The sequence below is a fragment of the Microbacterium psychrotolerans genome (assembly GCF_031085295.1).
GTDB classification, from domain to species: domain Bacteria; phylum Actinomycetota; class Actinomycetes; order Actinomycetales; family Microbacteriaceae; genus Microbacterium; species Microbacterium psychrotolerans.
Window position 1 is genome coordinate 158,084 of the sequence record NZ_JAVFWO010000006.1, and the last position, 14,853, is coordinate 172,936.

At 70.9% G+C, this 14,853-nt stretch carries 14 protein-coding genes; 3 read left to right on the top strand and 11 right to left on the bottom strand.

What is annotated here, in order from left to right; translation table 11 throughout:
* Positions 1-96 precede the first annotated feature (96 nt).
* Positions 97-1,560, top strand: a complete 1,464-nt coding sequence (locus tag Q9R08_RS18400; protein ID WP_308869625.1) for a sugar porter family MFS transporter — start codon at positions 97-99, stop codon at positions 1,558-1,560.
* A 66-nt stretch (positions 1,561-1,626) separates the two neighbouring features.
* Positions 1,627-2,931 (top strand): MFS transporter, encoded by a 1,305-nt coding sequence (locus Q9R08_RS18405; RefSeq protein WP_308869626.1) that lies wholly within the window; start codon positions 1,627-1,629, stop codon positions 2,929-2,931.
* A gap of 40 nt (positions 2,932-2,971) precedes the next feature.
* On the opposite strand, the gene Q9R08_RS18410 is transcribed toward Q9R08_RS18405, so the two are convergent.
* The 4 genes from Q9R08_RS18410 to rsmI form a co-directional block, all read right to left on the bottom strand.
* The gene (locus Q9R08_RS18410; RefSeq protein ID WP_308869627.1) at positions 2,972-3,493 is read right to left on the bottom strand and encodes an NUDIX hydrolase; all 522 of its coding nucleotides are present in this window, start codon (positions 3,491-3,493) and stop codon (positions 2,972-2,974) included.
* A gap of 16 nt (positions 3,494-3,509) precedes the next feature.
* The gene (locus tag Q9R08_RS18415; protein ID WP_308869628.1) at positions 3,510-4,424 is read right to left on the bottom strand and encodes a TatD family hydrolase; all 915 of its coding nucleotides are present in this window, start codon (positions 4,422-4,424) and stop codon (positions 3,510-3,512) included.
* Positions 4,424-6,001, bottom strand: coding sequence for a methionine--tRNA ligase (gene metG / locus Q9R08_RS18420; RefSeq protein WP_308869629.1), 1,578 nt, complete (start codon positions 5,999-6,001; stop codon positions 4,424-4,426). Before metG ends, Q9R08_RS18415 begins: the two co-directional genes overlap by 1 nt.
* A gap of 92 nt (positions 6,002-6,093) precedes the next feature.
* Positions 6,094-6,912 carry a 16S rRNA (cytidine(1402)-2'-O)-methyltransferase gene (gene rsmI, locus Q9R08_RS18425; protein ID WP_308869630.1) on the bottom strand — a complete coding sequence of 273 codons (819 nt, stop codon included), beginning with the start codon at positions 6,910-6,912 and terminating at the stop codon, positions 6,094-6,096.
* A 22-nt stretch (positions 6,913-6,934) separates the two neighbouring features.
* Here rsmI and Q9R08_RS18430 point away from each other — a divergent pair, with 22 nt between their 5' ends.
* Complete coding sequence (locus Q9R08_RS18430) at positions 6,935-8,548, top strand: dolichyl-phosphate-mannose--protein mannosyltransferase (protein WP_308869631.1); 1,614 nt, start codon at positions 6,935-6,937, stop codon at positions 8,546-8,548.
* A gap of 12 nt (positions 8,549-8,560) precedes the next feature.
* Here the strand turns inward: Q9R08_RS18430 and Q9R08_RS18435 are convergent, their stop codons facing one another.
* From Q9R08_RS18435 to Q9R08_RS18465, 7 genes are read right to left on the bottom strand one after another with little or no spacing between them, the layout of a single operon-like run.
* Entirely contained in the window at positions 8,561-10,411 is a 1,851-nt protein-coding gene (locus Q9R08_RS18435; protein ID WP_308869632.1) for a thioredoxin domain-containing protein, read from the bottom strand.
* 28 nt (positions 10,412-10,439) lie between these two features.
* Positions 10,440-11,276 (bottom strand): aldo/keto reductase, encoded by an 837-nt coding sequence (locus Q9R08_RS18440; protein WP_308869633.1) that lies wholly within the window; start codon positions 11,274-11,276, stop codon positions 10,440-10,442.
* A gap of 37 nt (positions 11,277-11,313) precedes the next feature.
* On the bottom strand, positions 11,314-12,090 hold the full coding sequence (locus Q9R08_RS18445; RefSeq protein ID WP_308869634.1) for an ABC transporter permease: 777 nt from the start codon (positions 12,088-12,090) through the stop codon (positions 11,314-11,316).
* Positions 12,087-13,004: an ABC transporter ATP-binding protein gene (locus Q9R08_RS18450; protein WP_308869635.1), complete on the bottom strand. Its 918-nt coding sequence runs from the start codon at positions 13,002-13,004 to the stop codon at positions 12,087-12,089. The genes Q9R08_RS18445 and Q9R08_RS18450 overlap by 4 nt, the downstream gene beginning before the upstream one ends.
* Entirely contained in the window at positions 13,001-13,297 is a 297-nt protein-coding gene (locus tag Q9R08_RS18455; RefSeq protein ID WP_194413531.1) for a transcriptional regulator, read from the bottom strand. The genes Q9R08_RS18450 and Q9R08_RS18455 overlap by 4 nt, the downstream gene beginning before the upstream one ends.
* Entirely contained in the window at positions 13,294-13,956 is a 663-nt protein-coding gene (locus Q9R08_RS18460) for a hypothetical protein (RefSeq protein ID WP_308869636.1), read from the bottom strand. The genes Q9R08_RS18455 and Q9R08_RS18460 overlap by 4 nt, the downstream gene beginning before the upstream one ends.
* On the bottom strand, positions 13,953-14,774 hold the full coding sequence (locus tag Q9R08_RS18465) for a CPBP family intramembrane glutamic endopeptidase (RefSeq protein ID WP_308869637.1): 822 nt from the start codon (positions 14,772-14,774) through the stop codon (positions 13,953-13,955). The genes Q9R08_RS18460 and Q9R08_RS18465 overlap by 4 nt, the downstream gene beginning before the upstream one ends.
* Between the last annotated feature and the right edge of the window lie 79 nt (positions 14,775-14,853).

Consider the following 14,853-nt stretch of genomic DNA (forward strand, 5'->3'; position numbering starts at 1 on the left):
GCCTCCGTCCTCCGGCGCGGGCGGCCGTCGCCCTCGGTTCGCCGACGAGCCGCCGATGACCTCGCCCTCGGGGCGGTCGGCGGCTAGCGTACGACCATGAGTTCGACCGGATCGATCCCCGCAGACGCGTTCTCTCTCCGCAGCCCCTACGGGCGCCGGGCGATCGGCCTCTCGGTCGCCGCCGCCGTCGGCGGCTTCCTGTTCGGCTTCGACTCGTCGGTCATCAACGGCGCCGTCGACTCGATCTCCAAGGACTTCGCGCTCAACGACGTCATCACCGGCTTCGTCGTCGCGATCGCGCTGCTCGGCTGCGCCGTCGGCGCGATCATCGCCGGCAACCTGTCGGACCGCTGGGGGCGCCTGCGCGTCATGTTCCTCGGCGCCATCATGTTCTTCGTCAGCTCCATCGGAGCCGGCCTCGCGTTCTCGGCCTGGGACCTTGCGCTGTGGCGCGTCATCGGCGGCCTGGGCATCGGCATCGCATCGGTCGTGGCGCCGGCGTACATCGCCGAGATCGCACCGCGCCAGATCCGCGGCGGACTCGCCTCGCTGCAGCAGCTCGCGATCACGATCGGCATCTTCGCCGCCCTCCTGTCGGACGCCTTGCTCGCGAACACCGCGGGCGGTGCCGACAACGTGCTGTGGTTCGGACTCGAGGCGTGGCGCTGGATGTTCCTCGTCGGCGTGATCCCGTCGGCCGTGTACGGCATCCTGTCGTTCACGCTGCCGGAGTCGCCGCGTTACCTCATCGCGAAGGGCCGCTACGCCGAGGCGAAGGAGATCTTCTCTCGCCTCGTCCCCGCCGCCGACCTCGATCACACCATCCGCGACCTGCAGACCGCCATCGAGTCCGACCGCAAGAACGCCGGTGTCTCGCTGCGAGGCCCGGTGCTGGGCCTCCAGCGGATCGTGTGGGTGGGCATCATCCTGTCGGTGTTCCAGCAGTTCGTCGGCATCAACGTGATCTTCTACTACTCGACGAGCCTCTGGCAGTCGGTCGGCTTCGACGAGAGCGACTCGTTCACGATCAGCGTCGTGACCTCCATCACCAACGTCCTCGTGACGCTCATCGCGATCTTCCTCGTAGACCGCGTGGGGCGGAAGCCGATCCTCCTCACGGGCTCGGTGATGATGGCGCTGTCGCTCGGCCTGATGGCGATCTCGTTCGTGTTCTCCGAGACCGACGCCGAGGGGGCGGTCACCCTGCCGGCTCCGTGGGGACCGATCGCGCTCGTCGCGGCGAACGTCTTCGTCGTCGGGTTCGGCGCCTCGTGGGGACCCCTGGTGTGGGTGCTGCTCGGCGAGATCTTCCCCAGCCGCATCCGCGGCAAGGCTCTCGGCGTCGCCGCCGGCGCACAGTGGATCGCGAACTTCCTCATCACGATCTCGTTCCCCGCGATGTCGTCGTGGTCGCTGCCGCTCACCTACGGCATGTACGCCCTGTTCGCTGCGCTCTCGTTCTTCTACGTGCTGCTGCGCATCCCTGAGACCAAGGGCATGGACATCGAGCAGACCGAGACGCTGTTCACGCACAAGGGAGCCGCTGCGCCCACCAGCTGAGGTCCCATCGGCGCCGGCGGCCACACCGGCGCGTCGCACCGCCCGGCATCCTCATAGGATGGCGGGATGCCTTCGCTCGGGGAGATCATCGCGCCGCGCCGCCTCGGGACCGACTTCCGCTGGCTGCTCGCGTCGTCGTGGACGAGCAACCTCGGCGACGGCATCGCGCTCGCCGCCGCGCCCCTGCTGATCGCGTCGCTGACCTCGTCGCCGTTCCTCGTCGCCGCCGGCGCGATGATGCAGTTCCTGCCGTGGCTGCTGTTCGGCCTGCTGGCGGGCGCGGTCGCCGACCACCACGACCGCCGCCGGCTCGTGATGCTGGCGAACGGGGTGCGAGCCGTGGTCGTGCTCGCCCTGGTCGGCTTCCTCGTCACCGGCCAGGCGACCGTGTGGCTGGTGCTGGCGACAGCGTTCCTCTACGGGACGGCGGAGGTCTTCGCCGACTCCGCCGGCAGCACGCTGCTGCCCATGCTGGTGAAGCCCGCAGACCTCGGCATCGGCAACGCGCGGATGCAGGCCGGCTACCTCGTGGCCAACCAGCTCGCCGGTCCCCCGCTGGGCGCCTTCCTGTTCGCGCTCGGCTCGTTCTGGCCGTTCCTGCTGCAGGTGATCTGCGTGTCGCTCGCCGTGCTGCTCATCTCTCGCATCGCCCGCACTCCCGTGCCGGAGCACCCCGGTGACGCGCCGGGCACCAAGGTGCACGCGATCCGCGAGGGGCTCCGGTGGCTGCGCCACAACGCGCCAGTGCGCACACTCGTGATCATCATCCTGGTGTTCAACGTGACCTGGGCCGCGCCCTGGGGCGTGCTCGTGCTCTACGCCACCGAGCACCTCGGCATGGGCGCCGTCGGCTACGGCGCGCTCACCACCGCGTCGGCGCTCGGCGGCCTCGTGGGCATCGCGAGCTTCGGCTGGCTCGAGAAGCACGTCTCGTTCTCGACGCTGATGCGCGTCTGCCTGTCGCTCGAAGTGCTCATGCACCTGAGCTTCGCCCTGACCACGTCGCCGCCGGTCGCGTTCGTCATCATGTTCGGCTTCGGGGTGTACGCGTTCGTGTGGGGCACGATCTCGACGACCGTGCGCCAGCGACTCGTGCCGATGGAGCTGCAGGGCCGCATCGCCTCGGTCAACATGGTGGGCGTCTTCGGCGGCCTCGTGATCGGGCAGTTCATCGGCGGCATCCTGGCCCAGCTCTTCGGACTCACCGCACCCTGGTGGTTCGCCTTCGCGGGATCGGCGATCACGCTGCTGCTGGTGTGGCGCTCCATCTCGCACATCGCCGCCGCCAAGCCCGTCATCGGCGAAGGCTCGACAGGCGATGTGCCGCCATCGGACGAGCCGGGTGCCGGCGGAATGCCGCTGCCCGACTGACGGGCCCTGCCGGCTCGTCGGCTCGCGGGCTCGCCTGCGGCTAGGCGCCTCGCGACTCCACGAGCTCGGCCAGGCGCGGGCCGAACCGCTCCAGGCGCCGCACCCACGGCGCTGCCATCTCGCCCGCCGCTGCGCGGCGGAGCGCCTCCGCCAAGGGGACCCAGGCGCTCTCGCACACCTCTTCCGGATCCAGCGTCAGCGCGGGGTCGCCGGCCACGGCCGCGACATAGAGGTCGAACAGGGCCGTCCTCTCGGTCAGCCGGCCGACCACCACCACCTCGTCGGCGCCGACCCGGACCCCGGCCTCCTCGGCGAGCTCGCGCACCGCGGCCTCGGCGCTCGTCTCGCCGGTCAGAGCGCTGCCCGCCGGGAACTCCCAGTCAAGCGGGAAGTCCTTCGTCTCGGCGCGGCGCGTCATGAGCACGAGCCCGTCGCCGCGCACGACGCACACCGACGCCACGATGTGGAACATCCCTGCCGGAAAGTCAGGGTCGCCGCGACGGTGCGTGCGCCCGGTCGGGATGCCGTCGGCATCCGTCACGTCCCACAGCTCGCCGTCCACAGCTCCCTGACGCCCCTCAGTCCTCGAATGCGCCGTAGACCTCGAGCGTGTTCGCCGCGAGCTGTGCGCACAGCTCGTCGAGGTCCACGCCGAGCTCGGCGTGCATGAAGCGCACGGTGACCGGGACGAGATACGGCGCGTTCGGACGACCGCGATGGGGCGTCGGGGTGAGGAACGGGGCATCCGTCTCGACGAGGATCCGCTCCCGCGGGATGACTGCGAGAGCGTCGCGGAGATTCTGCGCGTTGTTGAACGTGACGTTGCCGGCGAACGACAGCCAATAGCCGCGCTCACCCGCGAGGCGGGCCATGGCGGCGTCGCCCGAGAAGCAGTGGAACACCGTCCGCTCCGGCGCGCCGACCCGCTCGAGGGTCTCGAGCACGGCGTCGTGGGCGTCGCGGTCGTGGATCTGCATCGCGACGTCATGCTTCTTCGCGAGCGCGATGTGCGCCTCGAAGCTCTCGAACTGCGCGGGACGGCCGTCTTCGCCGGTGCGGAAGAAGTCGAGTCCCGTCTCGCCGATCGCGCGCACCCGCGGCTGCGCCGCCAGTTCGTCGATGACCCCGATCGCCTCGTCGAGGCGGCCGGCGTCCTTGTACGCGGGTGCCTCGTTCGGGTGGATGGCGACGGCCGCCAGTACGCGGGGATGGGATGCCGCGGCCCACGCCGACCACCGGCTCGAGTCGATGTCGCCGCCCGCCTGCACGACACCGACGACGCCGACCGCCGCGGCCCGCTCCAGCTGCTCGTCGAGCGACAGACCCACCTCGCCGTCCTCGATCTCGAGGTGCGCGTGGTTGTCGTAGACCGGCACCGCGAGGGGCTCGGGCGCCGCGGGGTACGTGACGTCGCGCGAGCCCTTCTCGCGGGTGCGGACGTACTGCGAGGGGTCCGAGCCCTCCGCCGGGTACGGGACGGGGGGTGTCGCCATCAGACCGACTGCTCGACGCGCGGGAACAGCGGCGCCAGGCCGTTGACCGAGGTGCCGGGCTTCAGCACGCCCCATCCGCCCGCCTCGCGGATCGGCTGGTCCTGCAGGCGACCGATCGACTCCGCGGCGCCGAGCGCGATCCACAGCTTCTCGGTCGACTCCGGCATGACCGGCGACAGCAGCACCGCCAGCGCGCGGAGGCCTTCCGCCGCCGTGTACAGCACGGTGCCGAGGCGCTCCCGCTGGGAGTCGTCCTTGGCGAGCGTCCACGGCTCGTTCTCGGTGATGTACAGGTTCAGGGCGTCGACGATCGTCCACACCGAGCTGATCGCCTCGTCGATGCGGAACCGCTCGATCGCGGCGTCGGCGCGGGCGGCGGCATCCGCCACCGTCGTCTGGATGTGCACGTCGGCCTCGGTGTACTCGGCCGGCGGCGGCACGACGCCCTCGAAGTATCGCTCGACCATCGCCGTGGTGCGCGACGCGAGGTTGCCGAAGCCGTTCGCGAGCTCCGCCTGGTAGCGGGCCGAGAGGTCCTCCCACGAGAACGAGCCGTCCTGACCGAACGCGATCGCCGACAGGAAGTAGAACCGGTAGGCGTCCGAGCCGAACACGTCGGTGATCTCTGTCGGGGCGATGCCGGTGAGCTTCGACTTCGACATCTTCTCGCCGCCGACGAGCAGCCAGCCGTGCGCGAAGACGCCCTTGGGCACATCGACGCCGGCGGCCATCAGCATTGCGGGCCAGATGACGGCGTGGAAGCGCAGGATGTCCTTGCCCACGACGTGGTAGGCGGGCCAGCGCCGCGCGAACTCCTCCGGGTCGCTGCCGTAGCCGACGGCCGTCGCGTAGTTGAGCAGCGCGTCGACCCACACGTAGATGACGTGCGATTCGTCCCACGGCACCTTGATGCCCCAGTCGAACGTCGACCGCGAGATCGAGAGGTCCTTCAGACCGTTCTTGACGAACGAGACGACTTCGTTGCGCGCCGACTCGGGGCGGATGAAGTCGCCTCCGGAGTAGAGCTCGAGGAGCTTGTCCTGGAACTCGCTCAGCTTGAAGAAGTAGTTCTTCTCCTGCAGCAGCTCCAGCGGCTTCGAGTGGATCGCACAGACCTTGAGGCCCTCGAACGGCCCGGTGCCGTCGACGATCTCGGACTCCGTCTTGAACTCCTCGCAGCCCACGCAGTACAGCGCCTCGAACTCGCCGGCGTAGATGTAGCCGCGATCGTAGATCGCCTGGACGAACGCGCGGACGCGCTCCTCATGGCGCGGCTGCGTCGTGCGGATGAAGTCGTCGTTGGCGACGTCCAGCGTCTTCAGCAGCGGGAACCACGACTCGCCCACGAGGCGGTCGACCCACTCCTGCGGCGTCGCGCCGTTCGCGGCGGCGGCGCGCATCATCTTCTGGCCGTGCTCGTCGGTGCCGGTCAGCATCCAGGTGTCGTCGCCCGCCTGGCGGTGCCAGCGCGCGAGGGTGTCGACCGCCACGGTGGTGTAGCCGTGGCCGATGTGGGGCACGTCGCTCGGATAGTAGATCGGCGTCGTGATGTAGAAGGACGAGGGGCCGGAAGTCACCCGACGAGTCTAGCCAGCGCGGATGCCCCGCCCGCCGCTGTGACCGGACTCCGCCGCGGGCGCCCCGAGAACGGCCCGAACGTAACAGTCGGCTACCCGCGCATCGAGAGGGCTGCCTGATACAGCTCGCGGCTGGAGTGTCCGGTGAGCCCGGACACCTCGGCGGCGGCATCCTTCAAGCGGGTGCCGCCGCGGACCAGCTCGAGCACCTGGGTCACCGCGTCGGGGAAGGCGACGGCGCGGGCCGCCGCACCCTCGACGACGATCACCAGTTCGCCCCGCACGCCGGCCTCGGCCCACGCGGCGAGGTCGGCGAGCGTTCCGCGCGCGACCTCCTCGTGCAGCTTCGTCAGCTCGCGGCAGACGGCCGCACGCCGGTCGGCGCCGAAGGCGGTGGCCATGTCGGCGAGCGTGGCCGCCGCCCGCGAGGGCGCCTCGAAGAAGACCATGGTGCGGGGCTCGGACGCCAGGGCACGGAAGGCCGCCGCCCGCTCCCCCGGCTTGCGCGCCACGAATCCCTCGAACGTGAAGCGGTCGGTCGGCAGGCCCGACACGGCGAGCGCGGTGACGACAGCGCTCGGCCCCGGGATGACGGTCACGAGGACGCCCGCGTCGGCGGCCGCCGCGACGAGCCCGTAGCCGGGGTCGCTGACCGTGGGCATGCCGGCGTCGCTCAGCACGAGCACGTCCTGGTCGCGCGCGAGCTCCACGAGCTCGGGTGCGCGCTCCTTCTCGTTGTGGTCGTGCAGCGCGATGAGGCGCGGCCGGTTCGAGATGCCGAGCGCAGCCAGCAGGCGCTGCGTCGTGCGGGTGTCCTCGGCGGCGACGATGGTCGCCTCGGAGAGCGCCTCGACCAGCCGGCGGGACGCGTCCCCGAGGTTTCCGATGGGGGTCGCCGCGAGGATGATCACGCCCTCAGCCTAAACTTGCCGGGTGACGGATGCCCCGCGGCCCGCGGTCGACCAGCCCAGTGCCGACCAGCACAGCGCCGACCCGCCCGCCGCGCCCCTCCTTCCTCCGGCACGTCCGAGCCTGTACGACCGCTTCGCGCGCCGCCTGAGCGGGGATGCGCGCGCCCGGCGCCTCTACGCGTGGCTCGGACCGGCCGTCGTCCTCGTCATCGCCGCTGTCCTGCGCCTGTGGAACCTCGCCGCCGCGCACGACCTGATGAACCAGTTCGACGAGACGTACTACGTCAAGGACGCGTGGACGCTGCTCAACCTTGGGTACGAGGGATCCTGGCCCGGCGGCGCGAACGAGCGGTTCCTGTCGGGCGATGTGAACATCTTCTCGACGAACCCGTCGTTCGTCGTCCATCCGCCGCTCGGCAAGTGGATCATCGCGCTGGGCATGATGGCGCTCGGCCCCGAGTCGGGGTGGGGATGGCGCATCACGACCGCGCTCCTCGGCATCGCCTCCGTGCTCCTGCTGATGCTGATCGCGAAGCGCCTGACGCGATCGACCACCTTCGCGGTGGTGGCGGGCCTGCTCATGGCGGTGGACGGACTCGCGATCTCGATGAGCCGCGTCGCGCTGCTCGACACCGCTCTGACGTTCTTCGTGCTGCTCGCCTTCCTGTTCCTGCTGCGTGATCGGGAGCGGACGATGACGCGGATCGCCGAGTCGGTGGCCGCCCGGTTCGACGGCGACGAGGCTCCGTCGTGGGGACCCGTGCTGTGGAACCGCCCGTGGCTCATCGCGGCGGGCGCGGCCCTCGGCGCGGCGAGCGCCGTGAAGTGGTCGGGCGCGTGGGTGCTCGCCGGGCTCGGCGTCTACCTGGTGGTGACCGATGCGCTCGCGCGTCGGCGTGCGGGCGTGCTGTTCTGGCCGACGGATGCCGTGCGCCAGGGACTCGTCACGTTCGTGCTGTTCGTGCCCGTCGCCGTTCTCGTGTACCTGGCGTCGTGGACCGGCTGGCTGGTCACCGACGGCGGCTACGACCGGCATGCCGGAAGCAATGCGCTCGAGAGCCTGTGGCTCTACCACGTGGCGATGTACACCTCGACGGCCGGCATCACCTCTGGCCACGCGTACGCGAGCCCGGCCTGGCAGTGGCCGCTGCTGATGCGCCCGACCGGCGTCTACTACCACCACGATGCACTCGGCGTGAACGGATGCGGCGCCTCCAGCGGCTGCGTCGAGGTCATCTCCACGATGCCGAACCCGCTCATCTGGTACGCCGGCGTGGCTGCCGTCCTGTACCTGGCGTACCGCTTCGTGGTGGTTCGCGACTGGCGGTACGCGCTCGTGCTCACCGGTGTCGCCGTCACCTACGTGCCTTGGCTGTTCCTGCCCGAGCGCACGGTGTTCCAGTTCTACACGGTGCTCATCCTGCCGTTCATGCTCCTGGCGCTCACGTTCGCGCTCAAGGACATCGCCGGTTCTCCGACGGCAGACTCCTACCGCCGGCTCACCGGCCAGCGCCTGGTGCTCGTGTTCCTCGCGGTCGCCCTCGCGCTGTCGGCCTTCTGGTACCCCATCATCGCCGCGGTCGACGTGCCGTACGACTTCTGGCACCTGCACATGTGGCTGGACAGCTGGGTCTGACCGCGTCACCGCTCACGGCTGCAGCCCGGCCGGGTCGGTGACCGGCAGCCGGCACGCGAAGTCGCGGCAGTCGTAGGCGGTGGGCAGTCCCTCGCGCACGGCCTTGTCGGCGAACAGCCCGAAACCGGCGTCGGCCCAGTCGGTCGTCTGCTGGGGCGACACGATGCTCACGACGTCGGCACGGATGCCGCGAGCCGCGCTCGCGATCGCCGCGCCGGTGTCGTCCGTCACCACCACGACCTGCCGGGGCGCGGCGGCGAGAGTGGTGGCCACACGCAGCAGGGCGCCGTACGCGAGCGGCTGCGCGAGCGCGGCCGACGCGTGCGTCGCGACGAGACGCTCTGCGAGGGAGCGGTACTGCTCTCCCGCTCCGAGCACCCACAGCATCGCTGCGGCCTCCGCGAGCGCTGCGGCGCCGGAGGGCTCGTCGGCGTCCGAAGCGGCATCCGGTGCCCCGATCCCCTGCCGGGTGAGCACGGGGTCTCCGCCGCCCGGCACCACGACGCGACCGTCGGATCCCACGCAGGCGTCGACGAGGTCGCGGGCGCGCGTCGCGTACGCGATCTCGCCGGTGGCCGACGCCAGGGCCAGGAGCCCGGAAGCGAGCTGCCCATGGTCGGCGAGCGTCGCGTGGGCGCGCGACGGCACCTCGTCCAGCGATGCCCGGAGCACCCGGCCGTCCGGCGTGACGTTCGACTCGAGGACGGCGTCAGCGGCCCAGCGCGCCGCCTCGATCCAGGACGCTTCGTCGAGGCGGAAGCCGGCACGGGAGAGAGCGCCGATGGCCAGGCCGTTCCACCCGCTCACCACCTTGCCGTCCACCGCAGGCGGCTCGAGCGGCGCACGGCCGGCGGCGTCGCGGGCGTAGTAGCCTCCCTCGCTGCGTGCCCCGTCGATCCAGGACTCGGAGTCCTGTGCAGCGCCGAACCCGCCGCTCGGCTGCTGCAGCACGTCGATGAGCAATCCGGCGATGCCGCGCGCGACATCGTGCCGGGCCGGTGACGCGTCCATTGCCACGTCGAGCAGCTGGGCGTTGTCGGTCAGCATGCGCTCGTAGTGCGGAACGGTCCAGTCGGGACGCGTGGCGTAGCGGAAGAACCCGCCCTCGACGGGGTCGCGCAGCGGCGATGAGGCCATGGTGGCGAGCGCTCGATCGGCGACGCCGGAGGCCGCTGCCGCCTGCTCGCGCACGACGCGGGTCTGCAGGAACCGCAGTGCCGTGGCCACCGGGAACTTGGGCGCGTTCGAGGCGGGGTCGCCGAAACCGCCGTGGCGCGGATCCTCGCGGGCCGCGAGCGCGTGCGCGGCGCGCGCGAGATCCTCGGCGGCGGGAACGACCGCGTCCGTGGCCGGTGACGCATCGCGCACCTCGGCGAGGGCGCCGGCGACGGCAGCCGCGGTCTCATCGATCTGGTCGCGCCGCTCGGCCCATGCCTCCTGCACGGCGGCGAGCACCTGCCGGAAGGCGGGGATGCCCGCTCGGGGCTCGGGAGGAAAGTACGTGCCGGCGTAGAAGGGGCGCCCGTCGGGTGTGGCGAACACCGTGAGCGGCCATCCGAGGCTCGGGCTGAACGCGGATGCCGCGGCCATGTACGCCGCGTCGACCTCCGGATGCTCTTCGCGGTCGACCTTGATCGACACGAAGCCGGCGTCGAGGACCGCGGCGGTCGCGGCATCCTCGAAGGACTCCCGCGCCATCACATGGCACCAGTGGCACGTCGAATAGCCGATCGACACCATGACCGGCACGTCGCGGCGCCGCGCCTCGGCGAACGCCTCCTCACCCCACGGAAACCACGCGACCGGGTTGCCCGCGTGGGCTCTCAGGTACGGGCTCGTCGCTTCCGCGAGGCGTGGGTTCACGGCATCCGCTCCTCCCGCTCGTGAGCGGTCAGTTCACCTCGTCGGGGTGCGCGCTGACGCGACCCGTGCCGTCGCCCGAGTCCATCGCGTCGATCGCCGCCATCTCGTCGGCGGTGAGCTCGAAGTCGAACACATCGAGGTTCTCCTCCAGGCGCTCGCGGCGCACCGACTTGGGGAAGACGATGAAGCCCTTCTGGAGGTGCCAGCGCAGCACCGCCTGCGCGGGCGTCTTGCCGTGCGCCTCGGCAGCGGCCGCCACGGGCCCGGCGCCGAACAGGTCGTACTTTCCCTGTCCGAGCGGACCCCACGACTCGATCTTCACGTCGTGCGCCGCCGCCCATGCGGTGACGTCGCGTTGCTGGTGGGCGGGGTGCAGCTCGATCTGGTTCACCGCCGGGGCGACGCCCGTGGCCGAGACGATCTTCTCCAGGTGCGGCACGAGGTGGTTCGAGACGCCGATGCTGCGGGTGAGCCCGGCGCTGCGCAGCTCGATGAGCTTCTCCCATGCGTGCAGGTAGTTGTCGCGGGCCGGAGTGGGCCAGTGGACGAGGTAGAGGTCGACCTGCTCGAGGCCGAGTCGCTCGAGGCTCTCGGCGATCGCGGTGTTCGGCTCGTCGCCGTCGTGGCGGTCGTTCCAGAGCTTCGTCGTGATGAACAGCTCGTCGCGCGGGATGCCGCTCGCCGCGATCGCCGCGCCGACGCCCTCTTCGTTGCCGTAGATCGCGGCGGTGTCGATGTGGCGGTAGCCGACCTCGAGCGCCTCGGAGACGGCCCGTTCGGTGTCGGCCGGCGGCACCTTGAAGACGCCGTACCCGAGCTGCGGGATGGAGTTGCCGTCGTTGAGGGTCACGGTGGGAACTGTCATGCTCCCAGCCTAGGACGCACCGCGCGCGGCGGAGCGGTCAGCGGTACCGGCGCCCTTCGTCGCGACGGAACAGCACGAGCGCTGCCGCGAGCGAGAGCGTCGTCCACGCGAGGACCCCGACCCACACCCACCACTCGAGCGAACCGCCCTGCACGGCCCAGATCACCAGCTCCCGCGCCTGACGCGACGGCGTGAACTTCGAGATCGCGTCGAGCCAGCCCGCGAACAGGATCGGCGGCAGGAACAGGCCGCCGATGAAGGCGAGCCCGAACATCACGATCTGGATGACGGCGATCGCCGCCTTGAAGGGAAGGGCGTAGCCGATCGCGGTGCCGATGAGCATGAAGGGCAGCGCCGAGACGGCGAGCGCCATGAGCCCCGCGAGCACGCGCAGGACCGGCGCCTCGGCGGCGGTGAAGATACCGCCGACGACGATCAGCGGAATGATCGCGACGAGGCCCAGCAGACCGGTCGAGAGGATCTGCGCGAACACGCGGGCGACGCCGGGTGCCGGGAGCGTGCGCAGGTACGGGTCCCACGGCTTCTCGCGGTTCTCCGAGATCGTCAGCCCGAACGAGAACAGCGCATTGGACATGACGGCGAACACCGACAGCGAGATCACCGCCTGCGTGGCGTACTCGGGACTGTCGGCGACTGCGCGCTGAGGCACCACGAAGAACAGCAGGGCGAGGGCGGGGAAGACGAGCGTTCCGATCACCGCGATCGGCACACGGAACGTCTCGATGAGCCCGAAGCGGGCGTGCAGCAGCGTGAGCTGCGCGACGGACGGGACGGTCTCGGCGTGCGCGGTCATGATGCCCTCTCCAGGCCGAGCGCGTCGGAGGCCCGCCCCGGCGTGCGTGCCGTGAGAGCGAGGAAGGCCTCCTCGAGAGACGCTCCTCGCACGGCCAGTTCGTGGAAGTCGATGCCGCTGCCGACGAGCGCGCGGACGAACGTGTCGGCGTCCGAGACGGTCAGCACCTCGCGGTCGTCGGCTCTCTCCCGGTGCGCGATCCCGGGGAGCGCCGCGAGCCGGTCGGGCTCGGGCGTGCGCAGCCGCACCTGACTGACGCCGACCCGGGCGAGGATGCGCGCGACGGTGTCGTCGGCGATCACGGCGCCGTCTCCGATCACGACCACCCGTTCGGCCAGCGCCTCGATCTCTTCCAGGTAGTGGCTCGTGACGACGACGGTCGCGCCGACCCGATGCTGTCGGCGGATCGCCTCCCACAGCGCACGCCGTCCGTCGACGTCCAGCCCCGTGGTGGGCTCGTCCAGCAGCACCAGTCGCGGGCGCCCGACGAATGCCAGCCCCACCGCGAGTCGGCGTTTCTGACCGCCCGACAGCGAGCCGCACTGCCGCCGCAGCAGTTCGTCGAGTCCGAACTCGGCCGCGAGTTCTGCGGTCGGCACACGATCGCCGAAGTGCCCGCCGACGTAGTCGATGACCTCGCGCACCCGCAGCGTCTCGGGAAGCGCGGTCTCCTGCGGGGTGGAGCCGAGCAACCGCCGTCTGTGGGCATCGCGCGGGTCCCCGCCGAACAGCGTGACGGTCCCCGACGTCGGCGTGCGCAGCCCCTGCAGGAGCGACAGCAGCGTCGTCTTCCCGGCGCCGTTGGGGCCGAGGAGCCCGACGAGCACGCCGGGCTCGAGGTCGAGGGTGACGTCGTCGACGGCGACCACGTCGTCGTAGCGGCGTGTGACGTGGTCGAAGCGGGCGAGGTTCATGGCCGTTCCCCCAGTACGGAGCGCAGGGCGTCGGTGTAGTCCTCGAACGCGCGACGGCCCTGCTTGGTCAGCGCGAGATAGGTGACGGGCGTGCGCCCGCGATGGGTCTTCTCGACCGCGACGTAGCCGGCGTCCTCGAGCTTGCGGACGTGCGTCGAGAGGTTGCCGGCGGTCATGTCGAGCAGCTCCTGCAGGCGCGGGAACGCGATGCTCTCGCCAGGGTCCAGCGTCGCGAGGGTCGCGGTGATCCGCAGGCGCGCCGCGGCGTGGATCACGGGGTCGAGCTCGGTCATCGGCGGATCCACAGCCAGGCGACGAGGGCGCCGACGAGGAAGACGCCGCCGCCCGCGATCGAGAAGACCAGGTAATGCGTCGGGTACCCGAAGAACGACGCGACGAGGGCGACGACCATGATCCAGCCGCCGAGCCACAGCAGCGGCTTGGCGTGCCAGATCCCGCCGCCGACGAAGTAGAGGAGTCCCACCAGCAGCGTGGACGCGGTCGGGTAGTAAATGTTCGCGAGCTCGGGCGGCATGCCGTTGCGCACGAGCGCGGTGCCGAAGACGAACATCGCGATGAAGGCGATCGTCCAGCTCCAGCCGTAAACGGCCCCGGTGAACGCGGCTCCCGCCGATGCGCGGATGCCCCGACCGCTGCGGATGCCCAGGATCGCGGTCGCGACGAGGGCCCCGGCCATCAGCACGATGAAGACGGTGACCGCGACCGGCAGCGGCACGCCGGCGGCGGGCTTCGCCCCGTCGATCAGCCACAGCAGCCCGAATCCGACGAACCAGGCGATCCCCCACGCGAGAAGTATGAGCGGCACCTCCGCGGCGAGCCGGCGGGTGACGCGGTCCTGCTGGCTGCGGACCAGATCGAGCATCGCGGCCGCGTCGCGGGGCGCGTCGTCGTCGGCGGGATCGGGCAGGTCGGGGATGCCGGGGGTGTTCATCGGATTCCGTTCGCGAGAAGGAAGGGCACGGCGAGCGCCGGGAGCGTCGACAGCAGGTTCACCAGGCCGTGGGCGATGATGAGCGGCAGCAGCCGCCCCTGACGCCAGGCGATGATGCCGGAGCCGATGCCCCAGACGAAGAACGCGCAGGCGTAGACCATGACGGCGTCGGGCGTAGGTGCGTACCAGACGTGCTGCAGGCCGAAGAACGCCGACGAGATGAGGATCGCGGCGGGAAGCGGCATCCGGCTCCCGAGATCCCGCGGCGCCGACCCGCGATAGACGAGCTCCTCCGTCGGTGCGTTCAACGGTGCGAAGGTCAGCACGGCGAGGATCGCGAGCACCGCCGCGCCACCGGGCGACAGCGGCGGGATCGCTTCCGGGTCGAAGAAGACCGTCTCGAACGCCGTGAACATGCCGGCACCGTGCAGAGCCCACATGACGAGCATGATGGCCCCCACGAACGGCACGTACAGCACCGCCAGCCACAACAGGCCCCACAGGATGTCGCGGCCGAGGCGTCCGCGCCGGTAGCCGATCAGCGCCGCAGCACTCGTGCCGGTGGCGCGGAGGCGGCGCACCACCAGCAGCAGGCACACGACGTTGACCGGCAGCATCGCCACCGCCGCCACAAGGGGCGGTGGCGGGAAGGCCGCGGGCCCCGCCCACGCGGTCAGCAGCAGCCATGCCAGCGTGCACGCCGCCGCGACGAGCAGCACGCGCAGGGCTGGGAGCCCGATGCCCCACACGAGCGCACCGCGATCGGAGCGGCACCCAAAAGGGGGCGGCGATGCGAGCGTGCTCGCCGAGGTGATCATGAGAACTTTGTACTGCAAAGTTGTTTGCAGATCAAGGCCTTTCGTCACGCGATCCGGCGACCCGCAGGCGGAGCAGGCC

Bases quoted from the DNA above. Each gene is read 5' to 3' on its own strand.
- Q9R08_RS18460 (WP_308869636.1), bottom strand. From the start codon at position 13,956: ATGAACACCCCCGGCATCCCCGACCTGCCCGATCCCGCCGACGACGAC.
- Q9R08_RS18400 (WP_308869625.1), top strand. From the start codon at position 97: ATGAGTTCGACCGGATCGATCCCCGCAGACGCGTTCTCTCTCCGCAGC.
- Q9R08_RS18445 (WP_308869634.1), bottom strand. From the start codon at position 12,090: ATGACCGCGCACGCCGAGACCGTCCCGTCCGTCGCGCAGCTCACGCTG.
- Q9R08_RS18465 (WP_308869637.1), bottom strand. From the start codon at position 14,774: ATGATCACCTCGGCGAGCACGCTCGCATCGCCGCCCCCTTTTGGGTGC.
- Q9R08_RS18455 (WP_194413531.1), bottom strand. From the start codon at position 13,297: ATGACCGAGCTCGACCCCGTGATCCACGCCGCGGCGCGCCTGCGGATC.
- Q9R08_RS18415 (WP_308869628.1), bottom strand. From the start codon at position 4,424: ATGGCGACACCCCCCGTCCCGTACCCGGCGGAGGGCTCGGACCCCTCG.
- Q9R08_RS18405 (WP_308869626.1), top strand. From the start codon at position 1,627: ATGCCTTCGCTCGGGGAGATCATCGCGCCGCGCCGCCTCGGGACCGAC.
- Q9R08_RS18450 (WP_308869635.1), bottom strand. From the start codon at position 13,004: ATGAACCTCGCCCGCTTCGACCACGTCACACGCCGCTACGACGACGTG.
- Q9R08_RS18440 (WP_308869633.1), bottom strand. From the start codon at position 11,276: ATGACAGTTCCCACCGTGACCCTCAACGACGGCAACTCCATCCCGCAG.